Annotated in this window: 15 protein-coding genes; 9 read left to right on the top strand and 6 right to left on the bottom strand. The window is 38.7% G+C overall.

From position 1 onward, the window contains the following. Positions 1 to 317 precede the first annotated feature (317 nt). A complete protein-coding gene (locus tag IQ236_RS00905) occupies positions 318 to 890 on the top strand; it encodes a Uma2 family endonuclease (protein ID WP_193867531.1) in 573 nt (190 codons plus the stop codon). A gap of 29 nt (positions 891 to 919) precedes the next feature. Here the strand turns inward: IQ236_RS00905 and IQ236_RS00910 are convergent, their stop codons facing one another. After that, entirely contained in the window at positions 920 to 1603 is a 684-nt protein-coding gene (locus IQ236_RS00910) for a Uma2 family endonuclease (RefSeq protein WP_193867532.1), read from the bottom strand. A 112-nt stretch (positions 1604 to 1715) separates the two neighbouring features. Here IQ236_RS00910 and IQ236_RS00915 point away from each other — a divergent pair, with 112 nt between their 5' ends. Then, on the top strand, positions 1716 to 2084 hold the full coding sequence (locus tag IQ236_RS00915) for a cyclic nucleotide-binding domain-containing protein (RefSeq protein ID WP_190520058.1): 369 nt from the start codon (positions 1716 to 1718) through the stop codon (positions 2082 to 2084). A gap of 2 nt (positions 2085 to 2086) precedes the next feature. On the opposite strand, the gene IQ236_RS00920 is transcribed toward IQ236_RS00915, so the two are convergent. After that, positions 2087 to 3241, bottom strand: coding sequence for an ATP-dependent 6-phosphofructokinase (locus tag IQ236_RS00920; RefSeq protein WP_072717257.1), 1155 nt, complete (start codon positions 3239 to 3241; stop codon positions 2087 to 2089). A gap of 323 nt (positions 3242 to 3564) precedes the next feature. Here IQ236_RS00920 and gap point away from each other — a divergent pair, with 323 nt between their 5' ends. After that, positions 3565 to 4587 (top strand): type I glyceraldehyde-3-phosphate dehydrogenase, encoded by a 1023-nt coding sequence (gap, locus tag IQ236_RS00925; RefSeq protein ID WP_193867533.1) that lies wholly within the window; start codon positions 3565 to 3567, stop codon positions 4585 to 4587. Positions 4588 to 4768: 181 nt separating this feature from the next. On the opposite strand, the gene IQ236_RS00930 is transcribed toward gap, so the two are convergent. Next, the gene (locus IQ236_RS00930; RefSeq protein ID WP_193867534.1) at positions 4769 to 4993 is read right to left on the bottom strand and encodes a hypothetical protein; all 225 of its coding nucleotides are present in this window, start codon (positions 4991 to 4993) and stop codon (positions 4769 to 4771) included. Positions 4994 to 5071: 78 nt separating this feature from the next. Beyond that, entirely contained in the window at positions 5072 to 5557 is a 486-nt protein-coding gene (locus tag IQ236_RS00935; RefSeq protein WP_193867535.1) for a DsrE family protein, read from the bottom strand. Positions 5558 to 5856: 299 nt separating this feature from the next. Between IQ236_RS00935 and IQ236_RS00940 the strand changes: the two genes are divergently transcribed. Further along, on the top strand, positions 5857 to 6552 hold the full coding sequence (locus tag IQ236_RS00940) for a hypothetical protein (RefSeq protein WP_193867536.1): 696 nt from the start codon (positions 5857 to 5859) through the stop codon (positions 6550 to 6552). 173 nt (positions 6553 to 6725) lie between these two features. Here the strand turns inward: IQ236_RS00940 and IQ236_RS00945 are convergent, their stop codons facing one another. Then, positions 6726 to 8450, bottom strand: coding sequence for a LamG-like jellyroll fold domain-containing protein (locus IQ236_RS00945; protein WP_193867537.1), 1725 nt, complete (start codon positions 8448 to 8450; stop codon positions 6726 to 6728). Positions 8451 to 8922: 472 nt separating this feature from the next. After that, complete coding sequence (locus tag IQ236_RS00950) at positions 8923 to 10605, bottom strand: ArnT family glycosyltransferase (RefSeq protein ID WP_193867538.1); 1683 nt, start codon at positions 10603 to 10605, stop codon at positions 8923 to 8925. Positions 10606 to 10770: 165 nt separating this feature from the next. On the opposite strand from IQ236_RS00950, the gene prfB reads away from it, so the two are divergent. The 5 genes from prfB to IQ236_RS00975 all read left to right on the top strand — a co-directional run bounded on the left by prfB (position 10771) and on the right by IQ236_RS00975 (position 19864). Beyond that, positions 10771 to 11893 (top strand): peptide chain release factor 2 gene (prfB, locus tag IQ236_RS00955; RefSeq protein ID WP_139294935.1). Its coding sequence is split into 2 segments (ribosomal slippage): positions 10771 to 10842 and positions 10844 to 11893, totalling 1122 coding nucleotides; the frame shifts between segments, so codons are not numbered across the junction. Between the two features lie 44 nt (positions 11894 to 11937). Next, positions 11938 to 13212 carry a caspase family protein gene (locus tag IQ236_RS00960; protein WP_193867539.1) on the top strand — a complete coding sequence of 425 codons (1275 nt, stop codon included), beginning with the start codon at positions 11938 to 11940 and terminating at the stop codon, positions 13210 to 13212. Positions 13213 to 13610: 398 nt separating this feature from the next. Further along, on the top strand, positions 13611 to 17591 hold the full coding sequence (locus IQ236_RS00965) for an nSTAND1 domain-containing NTPase (RefSeq protein WP_193867540.1): 3981 nt from the start codon (positions 13611 to 13613) through the stop codon (positions 17589 to 17591). Further along, positions 17572 to 19227: a tetratricopeptide repeat protein gene (locus IQ236_RS00970; protein ID WP_193867541.1), complete on the top strand. Its 1656-nt coding sequence runs from the start codon at positions 17572 to 17574 to the stop codon at positions 19225 to 19227. Before IQ236_RS00965 ends, IQ236_RS00970 begins: the two co-directional genes overlap by 20 nt. 94 nt (positions 19228 to 19321) lie before the next feature. After that, positions 19322 to 19864 carry a C39 family peptidase gene (locus IQ236_RS00975; RefSeq protein ID WP_193867542.1) on the top strand — a complete coding sequence of 181 codons (543 nt, stop codon included), beginning with the start codon at positions 19322 to 19324 and terminating at the stop codon, positions 19862 to 19864. Positions 19865 to 19907 lie beyond the last annotated feature (43 nt).

Here is a 19907-nt window from a genome sequence, read left to right on the forward strand (position 1 = left end):
TTAATCTTGACAACTGTTTGTAAATCGCAGTTTCTTTTGTATTAAATATAAAATGTGGGATGGGCATCTTGCCCGTCACCCGTCAACCAGTCAACAGGCTAGAAGCCTGTTCCACCAACAGCTTACTACTCTAGTAGCATCGGGTTGGGTTCTTCTCCTTGGGTTTGCTATGATTATAAAATAGCTGACAATCGGTTTCAAGCGACCTGTAATGTCTAATGACACAATAGTCTCCTAAGCTGTTCCCTAGTGATAGAAAAACAGGATGCTATTGAGTTAAGCTATAATGGGTTAAACGTTCAGGGAATAGATATGAGATGCTAACCATTAAACCTCGCTTTCAAACCTTTGAAGAATACCTAATATATGACGATAATTCGGAAAAACTCTATGAACTATTTAATGGAGAATTGATAGAAGTGCCGCCAGAATTAGGGTTTAATATCCAAATTGCTAATCGTCTTTTTATGATTTTTGCCTTAATGTTAGGAAGTGATCGCGTTAGAGGACACGGGTTAGAACTAGAAGTCAGAGGCGAACCGAAAAACCGCTATCCTGATTTTACTATTATCCGAGAAGAACATATTCAACAACTATCAAAGCGTAACACGATTCGTCTGAACATGGCACCGCCTCTGTTGGTTATGGAAATAGTCAGCCCTGGAGAGATACAAAAAGAAAGGGACTACATTGCTAAAAGAATTCAGTATCAAGATTGTTGTATTCCTGAATATTGGATTATTGATCCCCAAACTCAAACTATCTTGGTATTAGAACTGGTGGATAATGTTTATACAACGGTAGGTAATTTTAGTAACGATGATTTAGTGCGATCGCCTGGATTTAGCCAACTCAACTTGAAGGTTTCTGATATTTTGAATTTTAATTAAAAGAGTGATCATTCATTTGATGCTAATCTTTAAGCGGACATTTTTTTCACAAATTCTTGATGTTCTATAGTTGATAAACCTGCTTGTAAAACAGCTAATACTTTAGCTAAATCCCCTGTTAATAAAGCAGCTTTATCTAACCATAATCCAGGGAATAATTGAGAGCAAATTATATTATCTTTATTAGGCTCAAGTTGAATATATTCTCCTTCATTTAATCTAAACCAATCAAATTGACGGTCATAAACTCGCCAAACTAGATATTCTTGTACTCCATTGCGACGATAAACATTAAATTTTTGGTGTAAATCGTAGGAAGCAGTAGAAGCTGCAATTTCTACAATTAATTCTGGTGCACCTTCAATATAATCATCTTCACTAATGCGTGATTGTCCTCCCGTTTCAATTCTTAGCAGTGCATCGGGTTGAGGTTCATTGTCCAGGTCAAGGCGCACTGTAGTATTATCCAATACTTCCACTCCCGGCGTAGCAGCTTCATACGCAACTATCCAACCCATAATTTGAGCATGGGGTTTACCGTGACGTTTTGCTCTAACAGGAGATGACATATAAACAATTCCTTCAATTAATTCCGCTTTTTTCACATCAGGCATTACTTGATAACGACGCTCAAATTCAGCACGAGAGAGCTTATCTCCGTTTTCTAATGCCGGAATCGTTAAGCTGGGAGAAATGATATTAGCAGCCATCATAAAATTCTTCCAATTATGACTTAATTTTGAATCTTAGCATAATGGAATTGGGATATTATTAAATAAAAATTAATAAGAATCTCTATTTACACTGAATGGGAGTTTCAATTCAATGCTGCAACCCGCCGAAACCGTCAAACTGTTTGTTAAACAACCCGAACAACACTATGCCGCAGGTCAAGTTATTTTTGAAGAGGGAAAATTGGGGGATGTCATGTTTGGCATCCTCCAAGGTGAAATTGAATTATGGGTGAATGGGAAAGTCGTAGAAACCTTGATTGCGGGAGATGTATTTGGGGAAGGAGCCTTAGTTCAACCCGATAGAACACGAGCGTCTACTGCTATTGCTAAAACCGATTGTCTTTTAGCAATTATGGATCAATCTCGATTTTTGTTTGCAGTTCAGCAAACGCCCATGTTTGCCTTAGAAGTTCTCAAGAGTTATTCAGATCGTTTACGTCGGATGAAACATTCTCTTTAAACTTAATTAATCTGATTCATCACTTCTAATTCAGAGGGTTTCAAACCATTGAGATTTGAGATCCCTGAACCATCCTCACTACAATCGACTTCTTCACCGACATAAATTCCCAGGGATCTAGCGGTTTCTACCCAAAATCCGTTAGGATTGAGCAGTCGGGGGCTATCTGCAAACACCCGCGCCAGGGGAACGGTGGCGACAGTGTTGTTTTTCCAAGCCACCATCACGCCATATTTTTCCTCCGCAATTAAATCTACTGCCACCTTACCAAAGGCTGTCCCAATTAATCGATCCAAGGCTGAAGGCGCTCCACCCCGTTGAACATGACCCAGGACAGTCACTCGCGCTTCTACCCCAATATTATTTTCAATTTCCGTGGCAATATATTCCCCAATTCCCCGCAGTCGCACTTCTCCCAGGGCATCTTTATAATATCGACTTTCCCCATCGGCGGTTTTTGCCCCTTCTGCAACAACAACAATGGCGAATTTGCGGCCATAGAGGTTGCGGAGTTCTCGAATCTGTTTACATAGGGTTTTTATCGAATAGGGAATTTCTGGGATTAAAATCGCATCCGCCCCCCCAACAATCCCCGAATTTAAGGCTAAATGTCCCGTTGTCCGTCCCATCACTTCCACCACCATCACCCGGTCATGGCTGGCGGCGGTATAACTCAACCGATCTAAACAATCTAAAATTGTCGTAACGGCGGAGTTAAACCCAACGGATAATTCTGTATGGGCGACATCATTATCAATGGTTTTGGGAACACCGACTAAATTCCAATTGCCTTTTTCAGCCAGTTTCTGCAAAATAGCAAGGCTACCATCACCGCCAATGGCGATCAGGGCATCAAGTCCTAAATCATAATATCCCTGAATAACATCATCTGTATTGCCTTCTGTATCTCCTTTATTAATGGAACCTAAAATCGTTCCGCCCATACTTAATAAAGGATCAGTACCATGCCGTTCTAAACCATAAGAATTTAATACAACACTTTTCCGTTCAATCAGCCCCTGAGTCGCATAGGGAATGCCTCGCACTTCCCAGTTATATTCAGATGTGGCATGATTGACAACGGCTCGAATCACGGCATTGAGACCGGGACAGTCTCCTCCACTGGTTAGAATGCCAATCCGTTTACGTTTGTTCATATTTAGTTTTGGCTGAAGCCAAATTGTCTACACTTGAATCCTACCGATTTTTTCCCAATTTGTTAACACCTTAAGCGATAAAATTAGTTTTTTTTATCCTTTCTTAACGTTCGGTCAAAAAAGTTTTTTTAGATTTCCAGACAATATCTCCTGTTCCTGAAATTTCTTCTATTTTATCTTAAAAAAATCTGGATTCAGAGAGGCATTTTCTTAAGATAACAGGAAGAATTAACCTGAACAATCAAGACTTGTGCTACAGTCTATCCCTAGTTGTGGCTTGAACAATCAGGTTACTTTTCATTTGGTCAAAAGGAGTAAATTATATGCCGTTAAGAGTAGGAATTAATGGGTTTGGTCGCATTGGTCGTTTGGTCATGCGGTCTGCCATTAATAACCCCGATGTGGAATTTGTGGGAATTAATGATTTAGTTCCCCCAGATAACTTAGCTTATTTGTTCAAATATGACTCGACTCATGGGGTGTTTCCCGGTACGGTAGAAGCCAAAGAAGATGGCATCCTGGTGGATGGACGTTTTATTCGCTGTACCGCTATCAAAGATCCCACCCAACTCCCTTGGAAAGAAGATACCGTTGATTATGTGGTGGAATGTACAGGGTTATTCACCAATTATGATGGGGCTTACAAACATATTGAAGCAGGTGCAAAACGGGTGATTATTTCCGCCCCCACCAAAGACCCGGATAAAGTGAAAACCTTATTAGTTGGGGTCAACCATGAAGAATATGACCCCCAAGCCCATTTAATTGTATCAAATGCCAGTTGTACCACCAACTGTTTAGCTCCCGTTGCTAAAGTGATACAAGATAACTTTGGGTTAGCCGAAGGGTTAATGACAACGGTTCACGCCATGACAGCAACTCAACCCACCGTTGATGGCCCTAGTAAGAAAGATTGGCGGGGTGGACGTGGCGCAGCCCAAAATATTATTCCGGCGTCTACTGGGGCGGCGAAAGCTGTTACCTTAGTCTTACCGGAGTTAAAAGGAAAACTGACGGGGATGGCGTTTCGAGTTCCGACCCCCGATGTGTCAGTGGTTGACTTAACCTTCCGCACGGAAAAAGCCACGACCTATGCGGAAATTTGTGCCGCGATGAAAGCAGCAGCCGAAGGCCCGATGAAAGGGGTTTTAAGTTATACTGAAGATGAAGTGGTTTCTTCAGATTTTACCACTGATCCCAGTTCCAGTACCTTTGATGCTAAAGCAGGTATTGAACTGAATTCTAATTTCTTCAAAATTGTGGCTTGGTATGACAATGAATGGGGTTATTCTTGTCGGGTTGTTGATTTAATGGTTTCAATGGCGAAAAAAGACGGAATTCTGTAAATAATTCACAGAAACCGGGTTTCTCAAGATATCTTCATTTCCTACAATGAATCTAATGTAGAAACCCGGTTTCTAAAAAATTGTAAATGACTCACAGAAACCGGGTTTCTCAAGACATCTTGATTTTTTATAATGAATCTAATGTAGAAACCCGGTTTCTAAGAACTAGATAACGGTTCATTCACTTGGCTAATTCCCGTAACGCATTTTTATACTTTTCACTGCCTTGTTTATAAATTTGCATTACTTTGTCAAATTCAGGCTGATTAAGAGTTGAGGAATGCTCCGAGGGAGTCTTCTGTGCTTTTTCTGCAATAGAATTCAAAGAAGCTAGGGCTTTTGGTAACAATTCATCTGGTAACTGTTGGGCTAAAGTAACGATTTTTTGACGTATTTCTTGAGTCATAGTTATTGCCTATTATATTTTAAACAGAAGTTAACTGAGAAGATTGTGATTGATCACGAGAGGAGCTAATTTTAGGAATCAATATGAGATCGTTACCGTATTCGGAGCAAAAAGAAGTGGCAATATTCCTCCCTCTTGTCCAAGTACAACACCTTCAATAAAATCCTCCTGAGTTAAGCCAGCTTTGCGAGAGCAACTGGGACAAGCAATCACTGTTCCCCCATCCTCTATAAACTTTTGTAGCCTTTGATGAATCGTTAAATCACCATTACCTTCTGTTGCTGGAGATCGCCGTTTATCAGCCAGATATACCCCACGAACATTAAGGAAGATGGTGACAGGCTGATGTCCCATTCGCAAGGCATTGTGGGCAATAGAAATCGCCATACTTGCCGTCCATGTATCATCACTGGTCAAATTGATAAACAGTGCTCTTGATTCTGTCGCCTTTTCCGTAGTTTGAGCTAATGGGGTTTCTGAGTAAGCTGGTTTTGTAATGACACTCCAATCTAATAACCCAGCCAAGAGTGAAGCAGCAAAAACATAAGGCAATTTAGATTTCATACAAGCTAGTCTCCTACGAACCCTTGCAGATACAACAAGCTGGACTGGTTCAGGACAGCCAGTTGCTAAATAAAAGAAGAAACTTAATAGACCCGACCCATTTTCGACCCCCTAGATAAACCCGTCAAAAGACAGTTTGTCAAGTTCATAGTTTTATCCCCTAGAGGGTCACTTAACCATATAGTCTTTACTAATAATAGATAACTGATGGGATAGGTTACGGTTGATCAACGCCCACCTTGCAAAAATAGACTTTTTATTCAATATTTGAAGATGTTACCTTTGCTAACGTCTTATCCATGTCAGACTCAAACCCAAACCTCAACCCGCCTGAACGGGGATATCTGACGGTTATCCTCCCCATTGCGGTGGTTTTGTTTGTCCTTCAGAAAGCATTCCCCTTAGCCATTTTAACCGTTGGCGCATGGGGGTCTTGGCAGATGTGGAAATATTATCAACAGCGTCAACAACATCAATTAGCGACCTTGGATGAAGTTTTTTATCGACTCATTCGGGAAAACCAAGGACGCATCACAGCCTTAGATTTAGCGATGCACTCGAAACAGTCGGGTACGAAAGTCCAAGCCTATCTCGACCAACGCGCCACCGAGTTCGCCGCCCAGTATGAAATTACTGACGCTGGAGGAATGATTTATTATTTTCCTACCGCCCAACCCTCCACAACGGCTGATGACCCTCTCCCTTCCCCTCCTGCGGAAAACCCGAAATCCGTGGTTTTATTTCCAGTTAAACCTACATCCAGCACCGTTTCACCCTTAACATTGAACCAGTCGGAACTCGCCCAACGCTTAGGGGTGCATCCCAATACCCTCAGCAAGTGGAAAACCAAACCAGAATTTCCTGACTGGAGTTATCAACGTGACCCAGAAGCCATCCCTTGGAATTATTCTGCTGAAACTAAACGCTTCTCCCCCCAAAACCCTAAGAAAAAAATTGGTAAAATCAGTGAGTTAATGAAGAAAAATAAAGTTTAGGATTTCTGTTTTTTAAAAACTTTTCAATTCAAAATAGTTTTTTTGTGATAGTTAATATCTCTAAAAAAGTCCTTTCAATTTATAGAAAATTAGGCTGATATTCCCCTAAAAGTTAAACTTATACTCTATTTCTCCCCTGAATTCAGGGGAGAAAGGGGGAAGAAAATCAATTTCTAAACCGATACAATTTCCCATTGTTGGTTTAATCCACCCATGCCAGGAGCCGCTAAAATTTCCGTATTGGGAGCGGGATTACAGCCAGCAATATCTAACACTAAATCAGCTTTTTGTTTATTCTTAATTACTCCATTTTCGATTCGCCATTGTTGAGAGGGTGAACCCTGAGTTCCTTGTATGCGATTAGCCATCACGATATAATAGAGAGGATGATTATAGTATTGATAATCGAGTACAAAACCGGCTTCATTTTTAATCACGCCATCGGCAGTGATAGTCCACCGTTGAATGGGATTTTGGCTATCCACTGCTCCTGTTGTTGCTGGATTATTTGGCGTACCAACAACCGCCAAACCATTCAGTTTGCTCTTAATTAAAAAGGTTTTCCGTGTCAACTGAAGTTGGGGTTTAGCAGAGACAAGGATAGCGCCGTGAACGGTGCCATGATGACTATTACTGGTAAGATTCACAACAGTGTCTCCACTGATTTCATTCAACGGCCAATATTGGACTAACCCCTTTTCATCTCCATTTAACCGACTATTTTTATAGGTTTGAATTTCAGCAGCAGAACGAGCGATATTCCAGACTCGAAGCTCAGTCATGCAGCCATGAAAAAAAGATTCTCCCCAATTACTCTTGGCAATATAATTTGTGGTGCGATTCACATTCAGTGGCAGATGAACCGGGCCAGTTTTCACAACTTGACCATTTTTATACAGGGTAGCATTGCCGGATTTATCAATGGTGGCTGCTACGTGTATCCAAACCCCTGTCTCTAGTATCTCCTCTGAATTAAGGGGATATTCAACATCATTGTTAGTGATGACTACTAATGACAGATTTTTTGGTGTCGGTCTGTTATGAAAGACAATATTATTGTTGGTGTGACCAATCCCAAAATCGATCACTCGTGAGTTAACCTGGAAACTATGGTATAAGACCCAAGCTTCTACGGTGAAACCCTGAGAGTAATCAACATTCATCGCGGGTATGGAGACATAATCATCCGGGCTATCAAACTTGAGGACGGATTCGAGATTCTCTATTGGTTTTGGGGTGGCGGGTTGCAACTGAAGTTGAGGTTTTGCTTCTACAAGGGTAGCACCATAAACCGTGCCATCATGACCATTACTGGTGAGATTCACAACAGTGTCTCCACTGATTTCATTCAACGGCCAATATTGGACTAACCCCTTTTCATCTCCATTTAACCGACTATTCTTACTAGCTTGAATCTCAGCAGCAGAACGAGCGATATTCCAGACTCGAAGCTCAGTCATGCAGCCATGAAAAACAGATTCTCCCCAATTACTCTTGGCAATATAATTTGTGGTGCGATTCACATTCAGTGGCAGATGAACCCGGCCAGTTTTCACCACTTGACCATTTTTATACAGGGTAGCATTGCCGGATTGATCAATGGTGGCTGCTACGTGTATCCAAACCCCTGTCTCTAGTACCTCCTCTGACTCAATGAATTGTTGAACGCTATTGTGAGCGACCACTAAAATCAGCTTTCTTGTTGTCAGGAGGTTCTCAAAAACAATATTATTGTTGTCTTTACCATTCCCAAAATCGATCACTCGTGAGTTAACCTGGAAACTATGGTATAAGACCCAAGCTTCTACGGTTAAACCTTGAGAGTAATCAACATTCATAGTAGGTATGGAGACATAATCATCCTTACCATCAAAACTGAGAACGTATTGATTATTCATGACTTACAATCCTTTTAACTGGTTAATCAAAAACAGAGTCTGTAGTGCCGCTCAATAAATTGACAAGAGTGACTATTCATGAATAGCCCCTTCCTTTAGGGTTTTGGCCCAAACCTTATTATTAATGACAACTGATTTAACTGGGCTAATAGACTCAAATTTTATAAATTACTATTGTAGAGAGATTTGTCTGAACTTCCGATTTTTTTGCAAAAATTTAATCTTTAACATAATTTTTTACTTGAGGAAAGTATTTGAGATAAAATCCCTTAATTTTCTTTTGATGAAAACGGGATAAAATCGCCTTTTTACTCCTAGAAAAAATTCTTAATAAAGAGCCTATTGTCGATTGTCCATTGTTTAAAATTTTCTGAACTGATTCATTAAAAATAGTGTTAAAACAATCCACACCACTATAAGATGACCCGAAGCAGTGCGGACAAGCCTTTGATTTAATGATGTTCTCTTTCTGCTAACGTTTCTTCGTGATTAATATCCAATCTGGTGTTTGAGAAATTTTTTCAACCGGGTTTAACTGTAATTTATTCAGGTTATTTGCTTTGACTAAAAAGTAAGGTTGATCCAGGGTTTGCCATTTCGTTTTAAGGGTGGTATGATCAACGGCGTGAATATGGCGATCGCTATAAAAATTTAAAGACGGACGCCCGAAGGGATGATCCAGATAAATTTCTTGTCCGAGGGGTGTTCCTTCCCGAATCATAGCCGCCACTGGTTTAACGGGAAAATCTTCATTTAGTTCCCAAACCCAATAATTTGAAGTAAAAAATAGCAGCAGAGATAAATACATTCCCCAAAATAAAACAATTAAAAACTGTCTATCTTTTTGACTAATTAAAACGGCCACAAAAGAAAAAGTTAACATTAATGATCCGAAAGTGAATTGTAAATCTCTGATCTGGGTAAAATTAGAATTAATAAAATAAAACATTCCTCCAAAATAACAGTATCCAATGCCAGAAATGATAGCTAATAAAATAAAAATGGGGACAAGTTGATCCGGTGTCGGTTTAACAAAATGTTCATGCTTTCCGCGTTCAACTTTTCCTAATTTCCAGAGTCCAATATCTCGATCACCTTCCCGCCAAACTTCCGCCAAATATCGTCCCACTGCTAAGGCTAAAGCCGGATAAATGGGTAAAACATACCAAGGTAATTTAGTCGTCATCACCGAAATAGCTACAAAATAAATCCCTGTCCAAACTAAGATTAATTTAGCCCAACTTAAATTCCGATTTTGCCAAGCTAACCGTAACCCCTGGGGTACAAATAATAGCCAAGGCCAGCCATATTTTAAAATTTCTAATAGATAATACCAAATCGGCCCCGAATGATTTTCAACAGGTTGCCAAACCCGTTGTAGGGATTGATTGAATAAATTTCCCAGAATAAATCCTTGCCCATAATGAAGCCATTGCGCCCCATACCAAAGAGAAACAGGAAAAAACCCTAATGCTAAACCCAACCAAAGATAGGGGCTTGTTAACAGTCGAGGTGTATCCCATAAGAGGAAGAAAAAGGCGATCGCTCCTAATAATAATCCTAAAAAGATTCCTTTCGTTAAACATAATAAACCAAAGGCTAATCCCGATCCCAAAGCAAATCGTAAATCCCGTCGGGAACGCAACACACACCACACCAAAATTAACCATAAAAATAGAATTGTTCCATCTAACATGGCTAACCGTCCCTGACGGATCACAGGTAAGAAGGTTAGATAAACTAAAGCCGAAAAAATTGCCGAGGTGCGATGGCGAAATAATTCTAAACCAATGCTATATAATAAAGGAACTGAAAGTGCTGTTAATAAGGCTGAAGGCAACCTCGCCATCCCTTCATTAACTCCTCCCATTTGATAGGCAAAAGCGATTAACCAATGCACTAACGGAGGTTTATTAAAATAGGGAACTCCATGCAGCGTTGGATACAACCAATTGTGTGTTCCTCGTCCAATTTCACGAGCAACTTGAGCCACTAAACCCTCATCCCAATCTCGTAAGGGAACTCCCCCTAAATGTAACCCATAGAGGGTCAATGCTGCTATTAATAAACCTAAAAACCATAATAAATCAACCCAACGATCCAGGGGACGCATTTGACGCAAAGGACTATTTCCAGTGAAAATTTGACGGGACATAATTTAGGTGTTGGGTATTGACTGTTGGCTGTTGACGGTTGACCGACTGGGGAAAACTAACAATAGATCACTCAAATTTGCAATCATTCCCGCTAAAATTAAAAGTGTACCTTGTAGCATTGGCATCCTGCCAGTGTACTCATAGAAAAACGGTTAGCGATCGCAATGGATGTTTTAGAAATTAAACGGGAAATCGAACTGTTATCTGAGCACCTGGGTAAAACCCAGGACTATCTTTGACCTGCCTGCACTTCAAGCCAAAATTCAAGATTTAGAGCAAATTGCAGCACAACCCGACTTTTGGGATGAACAAAAAACAGCACAACAAACCCTTCAACAGTTGAATGATCTTAAATCAATTGTGCAGCAACAGGATGATTGGCAGCAAGCGCTCGAAGATACCAAAGCCATCTTAGAACTGTTGGAGTTAGAAACCGATGATGCTCTCTTAGAAGAAGCAACAGCTACGGTTTCTCGACTCAACCGAGAATTTGATCACTGGGAATTACAACAACTGCTTTCAGGAATTTATGATCAACATGGTGCAGTTTTAACGATTAATGCAGGCGCAGGTGGAACCGATGCTCAAGACTGGGCAGAAATGTTGTTGCGAATGTATACTCGTTGGGGAGAATCTCAGGGGTATAAAGTACATTTAACGGAAATTTCTGAAGGAGATGAAGCCGGAATTAAATCTGCTTCTTTGGAAATTGAAGGTCGTTATGCCTATGGATATTTAAAAGGGGAAAAAGGAACCCATCGTTTAGTTAGAATTTCACCTTTTAATGCCAATGGTAAGCGACAAACCAGTTTTGCTGGGGTGGAAATTATGCCAATTTTGGATGATTCTATTGAGTTAGATATTCCTGATAAGGACTTAGAAATTACCACGACTCGCTCAGGCGGAAAAGGCGGTCAAAACGTTAATAAAGTTGAAACAGCCGTGCGTATTGTTCACCTACCAACGGGCATTGCTGTGCGTTGTACTCAAGAACGATCTCAATTGCAAAATAAAGAAAAAGCTTTAGCGTTGTTAAAGGCAAAATTATTAATTATTGCTCAAGAACAACGAGCAAAAGCGATCGCAGAAATTCGAGGTGATTTAGTCGAAGCGGCTTGGGGAAATCAAATCCGAAACTATGTCTTTCATCCCTATCAAATGGTGAAGGATTTACGCACTTCCGAAGAAACAACAGCAATTCAGGATGTGATGAATGGAGAATTAGATGCTTTCATTCAAGCCTATTTACGTCAAGAACACCAACTCCTAGAACCCCAAACTGCCTAAATTACCGTAGGGGCGGGGTCTTCCCGCCCACCCATCCTAATAATATGACAACCCTAAACAACTGTTACGCTCTAATTATCGGAATTTCTAATTATCAAAAAATCAAACCTTTACCGTCAACGGTTCTCAACGATGCTAAGGATATTTATAGTTTATTAACAGAACCTTCATTCTGTGGTTATTTAATTGAAAATGTGGAATTATTATTAGATGAAAAAGCCACAAAATTAGCTTTAACTCAAGCGTTAACGGATTTATCGACTAAAACCAACACAGATTCAACGGTATTAATTTATTATTCAGGACATGGAGGACAAGTTGAATTTGGCCCGACTGCTGGAGAATATTTATTACCCGTTGATACGGTTTATACCTCCGGTGCATCCTTGGCAGAAACGGCTATTTCAGGAACTCAATTTACAGACGCATTAAAAGCAATTCCCGCGCGAAAATTAGTCGTAATTTTTGATTGTTGTCACTCTGGGGGTATTGGTCAACCGAAAGATGTAACAACACCTGAAATTAAAGGGGGATTACCCGATAATTATTATGATCAATTAGTGCAAGGAAAAGGTCGGGTTATATTCGCCTCCTCTCGGAATACAGAACAATCCTATGTGAATCGGGGCGCAAATAATAGTGTTTTTACTCAACATTTAATTGCTGGGTTAAAAGGAGGAATTACTAGCAATGATGGCTTAATTAGAATCTTTGATATTTTTGAATATTTACAACCGAAAGTTACCGCCGAACAACCGAATCAACACCCGATTTTTAAATCTGATATTGAGGAAAATTTTCCCCTAACCCTCTATTTAGGCGGGCAAAAAGGGGTAAGTCCGGTTTCTCCTCAACCTCAAGAAGAGTTTCGCTATGATGTTTATATTAGTTATGTGGATGAAGACCCTGATTCAACTTGGGTTTGGGATTTCTTAGTGCCAAAATTAGAAGCAGAAAACCTAAAAGTTGCGGTTTCAGGAGATGTGGATTTATTAGGGGTCGCACGGGTTGTGAATATAGAACGGGGTGTTAAGTTTTCTAAACGAACCCTTGTCATTTTATCAAATTTATACTTAGATAATAATATGGCAGAATTTGAAAATGTTTTAGTTCAAAACTTGGGAATTAAAGAAGGTAAAGCTCGCTTGGTTTGTGCACAAAAAGAGGACGTTGATCCGTCTAAACTGCCCGAACGCCTACAATTAGAAAAACTTCGGAAGCTTGACAATTCTCGACGCGGTGAACGAAATTTACAAAATTTAATTGAACAGTTAAAACAACCTCTGTATCATCGCACCGAATCGGGACTTTACGAATGATTGAAATCAATCAATAATTCTGTTATATTGTTGTTATAGACTTGTGATTAATCGATCCTAACCCGCAGGGTGAGTTAATAATTTTTGGGGTAGGGGTTGGAAAGGTTAACACAGAACCATCGGTGTCAACTTAATTCTAAAAGCCTTGAAATAAATTTCAGGCGTAAGGGCGAGGTTACCTCGCCCCTACAAACCCGTTAAAACGGGTTAAGGAACACCAGATAACGTAGAGACGTGCCATGGCACGTCTCTACAGAAGGAGAAAATCGGGGAACCTATCTCAAAAGCGATCGCAAACAATTGTACAGGAATTTCCTTTTATAGCACTGTAATAGAAAGCAGGTGAATCGAGCGCATTGAATACCGTTTTCACCCCCAAACAAACCAGAGGGATTGCTATGTCAAAACAATATTCTGTATTTGTTTCCTACGCAGACGAGGATGGCGCCTGGGTAGAAGGTTATTTATTAAACGCTTTAAAAGAAGCCGGATTAACCTGTCATTCCGAGGCGATGTTTCGTTTAGGTGTACCGCGATTAATTGAATTTGAAAGTGCGGTTAAAAATAGTGAACGAACTTTATTAGTAATTTCCCCCGCCTATTTAAACGATAATTTTGCAGAATTTGTTAATTTACTCTCCCAAATCTACGGACGCCATACGGATATTTGGCCGACTGTTGTGATTATTTTGCATCCTGTTCAAGAATTACCCATGCGCCTAGAAATGTTAGGGTATCTGGATGCGACGGATGCGACAAAACAACAGGAAGTCATTCAACGAATTTGTGAAGATTTCAAAAAACCGGTTCCGACTTTAACCACTATTCCTGATTGTCCCTATCCGGGGATGGTTCCCTTTAAATCAGAAGATAGCGATCGCTTTTTTGGACGACAACGAGAAGTTAATGATTTAATTCAACAGTTACGATTATTTCCCTTTTTAGCCGTCATTGGAGCATCGGGAAGCGGTAAATCTTCCCTGGTTTTTGCTGGGTTAATTCCCCAGCTGCAAAAAACCCAATTATTAGGAAAAGAACCCTGGCAAATCTATTCCATGCGTCCCGGTACAACACCGATAACGACATTAAGCACAACATTAGGCTGCGATCCAACTTCCGATGAAGCTATCACAACAAAATTCCATCCTTCCCAAAAATACCTATTAGTCATTGATCAATTTGAAGAAGTTTTTACCCTCTCTCCTCAAGAGGCTATTCCGTTTCAAGAAATCCTATTAAATCTCTATAAACAGCCTAATGTTTATGTTGTTTTAACGGTTCGAGCAGATTTTTATCCTCAACTGATGGAATCTGCTACTTTCTGGAGAGAAATTAAAGCCCATCGGTATGAAGTGTTACCTTTAGATCAAACGGGACTGCAAGAAGCCATTCTGAAACCGGCGGAAAAGGCGGGTGTTTTTATCGAATCGGCATTATTAGAACGATTAATTATAACAGCCGCGAGTGAACCTGGAGTTTTACCGTTATTACAAGAAACATTAGTCTTATTATGGCAAAAAATAGAACGGCGATATTTACCCTTAAGAGCCTATGAAGCTTTAGTCTTATCTTATCATAATACAGTATCTAATACTAATAATCAATTGACTGGAATTCAAGTGGCGATCGCGCGACAGGGGGATGCTGCGATCGCTCGTTTAACTGATGAACAACAAATCATCGCCCGTCGGGTATTTTTACGTTTAATTCAGTTTGGAGAAGGGCGGGCAGATACCCGAAGACAAGAATCTGTAGAAGCTTTAAAAGCCAGAGGAGATAATGATCAAATCTTTGAAGAAACCTTACGTTATTTAGCAGATCGTCGGTTATTAACTCTAAGTGGAAAAGAGGATAAAACCCGAAAAGTTGATATTGCCCACGAAATTTTAATTAGCAGTTGGCCCCAGTTACAAGATTGGATTATTGAACGTCGAGAAGCGGAACAAACCCGCCGCAGACTAATAGCAAAAGTGGAAGAATGGGTGAGATTAGGGAAAGATAAAGGAGGATTATTGGATGAGTTTGAACTCGCTGAAGCCCAACATTGGTTAGATAGTTCTGATGCAATAGAATTAGGGAGTGATGAGCAATTAGTCGCGTTAGTGGAATTAAGTAAAACGGCAATAGAGGATGAAAAACAACGAGAAATAGAAGCTCAAGAACGGGAATTAGAGTTAATTCGAGAACGGTTGGAACAGGAAAAAATTGCTAATAATAATAAACACAAAGCCTTAAAAGCTGAAAAATCTAAAACTAGAACCTTAATCGTTTCATTATTGTTAATGGCTGGCTTAACCACTTTTTCTGCTCATCAAGCTTTACAAGCAAGACTCCAAACGATTAAAGCTCTCAGTGAATCCTCTCAGGCTTTGTTTGCTGATAATCAAGACTTAGATGCTTTGATGGAAAGTATCAAAGCAGGGGAAATGGTAAAAGCAATATCTTTTTTAGCTCCTAGTTCTTTGAAAATTAAAGTTTTAACTGAATTAAATCAAGTTTTATATAATATTCGAGAAACTAATCGTTTAGAAGATCATACAGATGCCGTAATCAGTGTCAGTTTTAGCCCGGATCACCAAACGATTGCTTCATCTAGCCGGGATAAGACTATTAAAATTTGGACAGTAGACGGTCAACTCATAAAATCTTTATCAGGGCATGAAGCCGAGATCTATCGAGTGATTTTTAGCCCGAATGGTCAAACTCTTGCTTCTGCAAGTGCAGATAAAACTATTAAACTTTGGAGCAAAGAGGGGGATTTATTACGAACGATTCCAGCCCATGATTTAAAAGTTTATGATGTGAGTTTTCATCCTACTTTGCCCATTATTGCCTCTGCCAGTGCAGACAAAAGTATTAAGCTGTGGGATGCCGAAACAGGAAAATTTTTGCATCAAATTTTAGGGCATACAGATGAAGTGATTAGTGTTAGCTTTAGCCCTGATGGGGATATGATTGCTTCTGCTAGTGCAGACAAAACCATCAAGATTTGGAATGCAAAAGATAGAACATTAATCAAGACATTAACCGGACATCAAGATAAAGTTTTAGAAGCTAGTTTTAGTCCCGATGGTGATATAATTGCTTCAGCTAGTGCAGACAAAACCATTAAACTTTGGAGAACCAAAGATGGAACATTAATGAGAACATTAACGGGACACGAAGATAAAGTTTTAGAAGTTGATTTTAGCGCTGATGGCAAGATGGTTACTTCGGCTAGTGCTGATAATACCATTAAACTATGGAAGGTTGAGACTGGAGAACTATTACAAACTTTAGAAGGTCATAAAGCTCCAGTCGTAGGGGTTCGTTTTAGTCCTGATGGTCAGACATTAGCTTCAGCCAGTACAGACCAAACTATTCGGTTATGGAGATGGGAAGGGATACATCCTCAACTGCTTAAACACGATGCTCCAGTGATGGGTGTTAGCTTCTCTCCTGATGGTCAAATCATTGCTTCTGCAAGTCAAGATACAACAATTAAATTATGGAAACCGAATGGAGATTTACTACATATTTTAAAAGGACATACAAAACCTGTAATCAAGGTTCGTTTTAGTCCTGATGGAGAAATGATTGCTTCTGCGAGTAGCGATAAAACTGTGAAGTTGTGGAACCAAAAAGGGAGTTTACTTGACACCCTTGAAGGACATAATGGTAAGGTTGTGAGTGTTAGTATTAATTCTCAAGATAAGATGATAGCCTCTGCGAGTGAGGATGGAACCATTAAGCTTTGGAAACTAGACGGAACCTTGATTAAGACTTTAAATGTTGAAAATCCTGTTTGGGATGTAATCTTTAGCCCTGATGGGAATACTCTTGTTTCTGGGAGTAAAAATGGCAACATTCAGTTCTGGACTCTTGAAGGGTCTTTAATTAAAACTATTAATGCCCATGAAGGTTCAGTCACAAAAGTAACGTTTAGCCCTAATGGTCAGATATTGGCATCAGCCAGCATGGATGGAACGATAAAACTCTGGAAAGCTGATGGTGAAGCCATTCCTGTAACAAATGTTCCTAGACATAATATGAGTATTCTCGATATTAATTTTACTCCTGATGGTCAAAATCTTGTATCAGCTAGTTTTGACCAAACCATAAAATTATGGAATTTAGAGGGAAATTTATTACAAACTATACCTGAAACTAATTATCTGTATGGTGTTAGTTTAAGCCCTGATAGTCAAACCTTAGCTTCAGCTAGTCAGGATAATTTAGTCGTTGTGCGAAATTTAAACCTAGAGCAATTGTTGTCACAAAGCTGTACTTGGTCAAAGGGATATATCGTATCTCATTACCATAAGGAAGCTAATCAGTCTAATTTATGCCCTGATTTAATTAAAACTGGAGATTTTAGCCATGAAAAACTTGCTCAATAATTTTAAAGCCGTTTTAAAGAATAACCATCAAAAGAGCTTAATATTGATTTTGGTATTTTTGGCTGGGGTAGAATTATTAGGGTTAATCTATGCTGTCAATATTATTCGATTAAGCCAAAAAGAAAAACTTTCTTTAGAGCAATCTCAAAGTTGGGATTATTATACCTTGGCAAGCTATTTATCTAAAGATTCTCTTTATTATAATGAAACAAAAGTTATTGAATCTTTGGGTAAATATTTAATATTAGATCCAAAATTAGAAATTGCTAATAAAGCTTTATTTAATAAAATAGCTGATCCGATTGTTTTATCAAACGATAAAGTACGTCGTTATAACAATTTAGATAGTCAGCAATTTCATGATTATCGAAATAGTTGCTTGAGTTCAATTATTAACCCAGAAACAGTCAACAGTTTTTCAGATCTTAAATTTGATTCTGATACAGCCTATATTAAGAGAGGGAAAATTCGTTTTTATTTAGAAGATTATAAAGGAGCTATTAATGATTTTAAAAAAGCTGAAGCTCTCAATTCAAACAATACAGATCAATTAAATCAAGCCAGAGCCTTAGCTTACTTTGAATTAGGAAATCCTAAATATGAAAATCAACATATTCCAGATGCTCTCTTACTCCAAATAGATAATCCATCATCTCTGCGAACTAATCTCAAAGATCATTCAAAAGACGCTCTAAAATATAATCCCAATTTCGCTAATGCCTATTATTTAAAAGGTTATCTGGGTCTTAAGGAAATTAGCTTGAACTTTCATACTGATAAATCGGTAAAAGATATAAAATCAAACGAAATCAATAATATGATCGAAATGGGCATTTTTAAGAACCAGATAACTCATGATATGATTAGTGATTTAACTAATGCTATTCGGAATGATCCATTTTTCTATAGACGTTATCCTATTAATACAATTAATCCGTGTCCTGTTTTTAGTGATGAATATCCAACCTTGATAGAAATTGCGACAGAACAAATAAAAAATGAGCCTAATGATCCTTATTTATATTATAAACGAGCCTTGATTTACTTAAAGAGTAACAACAATCAAAAAGTTATTGAAGATTTGAACAAATCTCTTAATTTTTCTTCAAATGATAATCAATTAAAAGCTGTAGCTTACTATGTTCGTTGGTTAGCATATTATAAAGAAAAAAACTATCAAAAAGCTATTGAAGATATTAGTCAAGCAATTGAAATACATCCTGATTTTGCAGACTTATATGCAATTCGAGCTTTAACCTATTATGATTTTTTAAAAAATGAAGAAGGTAGAGAAAAAGTGATTCAAGATTGTGACCAAGCAATTAAAATATATAAAGAATCTGTGAAAAAAATAAAGCCAGAATCAATGAAAAAAAATAACTCCCTAAAGGATAGCAGTTCTTTAGGTTATTCATTAGCTATTCTTTTATCTGATATTTTGAATAATCCTGTCCATGCTAATGCTTACTTTATTCGAGGTTTAGCATACTATGCCCAGGGAGATCAAAAAAAAGCACTCTCAGATTATCTTCAAGCTTTAAATCTCCATTCTGGTAGTATGTGGCCTAATTTAGTTCAAGGGGAGCAAGGAGGTGGAGTTAGTACAATCCCCCCACCAGAATATTTTCCGCCTTGATTGGATATATTAATTAACAGTTTTTGAACAATTGAAGCTGAATATTTACTGATTTCCCATGTAAAATAAAATAAATACTGATTTCATAGTTAATATGTCGATTAATCTTCCTATTCCCCATTTCCGTCAAATTGATGATATCAGGTATCCTCAAGATTCTTGTGCTGTAACGAGTATCATGATGGTTATGAAATACTATGGCTACCCTGGAAATACTCATAAAGATCTTCAAGACTCAGTTTATAATGAATTAGGGCGAAGAGCGTTAAATCGTCAAAATGGAATTCACCTAGCAGAAGTCTTTAATATTTTGATGAAAGGTATTGCCATTGATAACTTTACCACGCAAGGCAGAATTGAAGATGTAATAAGAACTTTAGAAAACCGAAATCCTGTTGTTGTTCATACTCGGCTTACTACTAAAGGACATATTATTTTATTAAGGGGTTATGATGAAACAGGATTCTTTGTTAATGATCCTTATGGTGCATGGTTCCCTGATGGTTATAGAACCAATCTGAACGGAGAAAGTTTGCACTATTTCTATGATTTAATTAATCAAACGGTATTTTTTGATCCAGGTCAAGTGGGTTGGGTACATCTATTTCATCGGATTAATAACAGTGCGATCGCATGAGAAAGAATCAGAAACATGGTTTCTATTCTTCGCTAATTATAGC

The organism is Planktothrix mougeotii LEGE 06226, from assembly GCF_015207485.1.
Taxonomy (GTDB): domain Bacteria; phylum Cyanobacteriota; class Cyanobacteriia; order Cyanobacteriales; family Microcoleaceae; genus Planktothrix.

Excerpts from the sequence above, each read along its gene's own strand:
- IQ236_RS00945 (WP_193867537.1), bottom strand. The coding sequence starts at position 8,450 with ATGAATAATCAATACGTTCTCAGTTTTGATGGTAAGGATGATTATGTC.
- IQ236_RS00905 (WP_193867531.1), top strand. The coding sequence starts at position 318 with ATGCTAACCATTAAACCTCGCTTTCAAACCTTTGAAGAATACCTAATA.
- IQ236_RS00910 (WP_193867532.1), bottom strand. The coding sequence starts at position 1,603 with ATGATGGCTGCTAATATCATTTCTCCCAGCTTAACGATTCCGGCATTA.
- IQ236_RS00975 (WP_193867542.1), top strand. The coding sequence starts at position 19,322 with ATGTCGATTAATCTTCCTATTCCCCATTTCCGTCAAATTGATGATATC.
- IQ236_RS00935 (WP_193867535.1), bottom strand. The coding sequence starts at position 5,557 with ATGAAATCTAAATTGCCTTATGTTTTTGCTGCTTCACTCTTGGCTGGG.
- IQ236_RS00950 (WP_193867538.1), bottom strand. The coding sequence starts at position 10,605 with ATGTCCCGTCAAATTTTCACTGGAAATAGTCCTTTGCGTCAAATGCGT.
- IQ236_RS00960 (WP_193867539.1), top strand. The coding sequence starts at position 11,938 with ATGACAACCCTAAACAACTGTTACGCTCTAATTATCGGAATTTCTAAT.
- IQ236_RS00930 (WP_193867534.1), bottom strand. The coding sequence starts at position 4,993 with ATGACTCAAGAAATACGTCAAAAAATCGTTACTTTAGCCCAACAGTTA.
- IQ236_RS00940 (WP_193867536.1), top strand. The coding sequence starts at position 5,857 with ATGTCAGACTCAAACCCAAACCTCAACCCGCCTGAACGGGGATATCTG.
- gap (WP_193867533.1), top strand. The coding sequence starts at position 3,565 with ATGCCGTTAAGAGTAGGAATTAATGGGTTTGGTCGCATTGGTCGTTTG.
- IQ236_RS00915 (WP_190520058.1), top strand. The coding sequence starts at position 1,716 with ATGCTGCAACCCGCCGAAACCGTCAAACTGTTTGTTAAACAACCCGAA.
- IQ236_RS00970 (WP_193867541.1), top strand. The coding sequence starts at position 17,572 with ATGAAAAACTTGCTCAATAATTTTAAAGCCGTTTTAAAGAATAACCAT.
- IQ236_RS00965 (WP_193867540.1), top strand. The coding sequence starts at position 13,611 with ATGTCAAAACAATATTCTGTATTTGTTTCCTACGCAGACGAGGATGGC.
- IQ236_RS00920 (WP_072717257.1), bottom strand. The coding sequence starts at position 3,241 with ATGAACAAACGTAAACGGATTGGCATTCTAACCAGTGGAGGAGACTGT.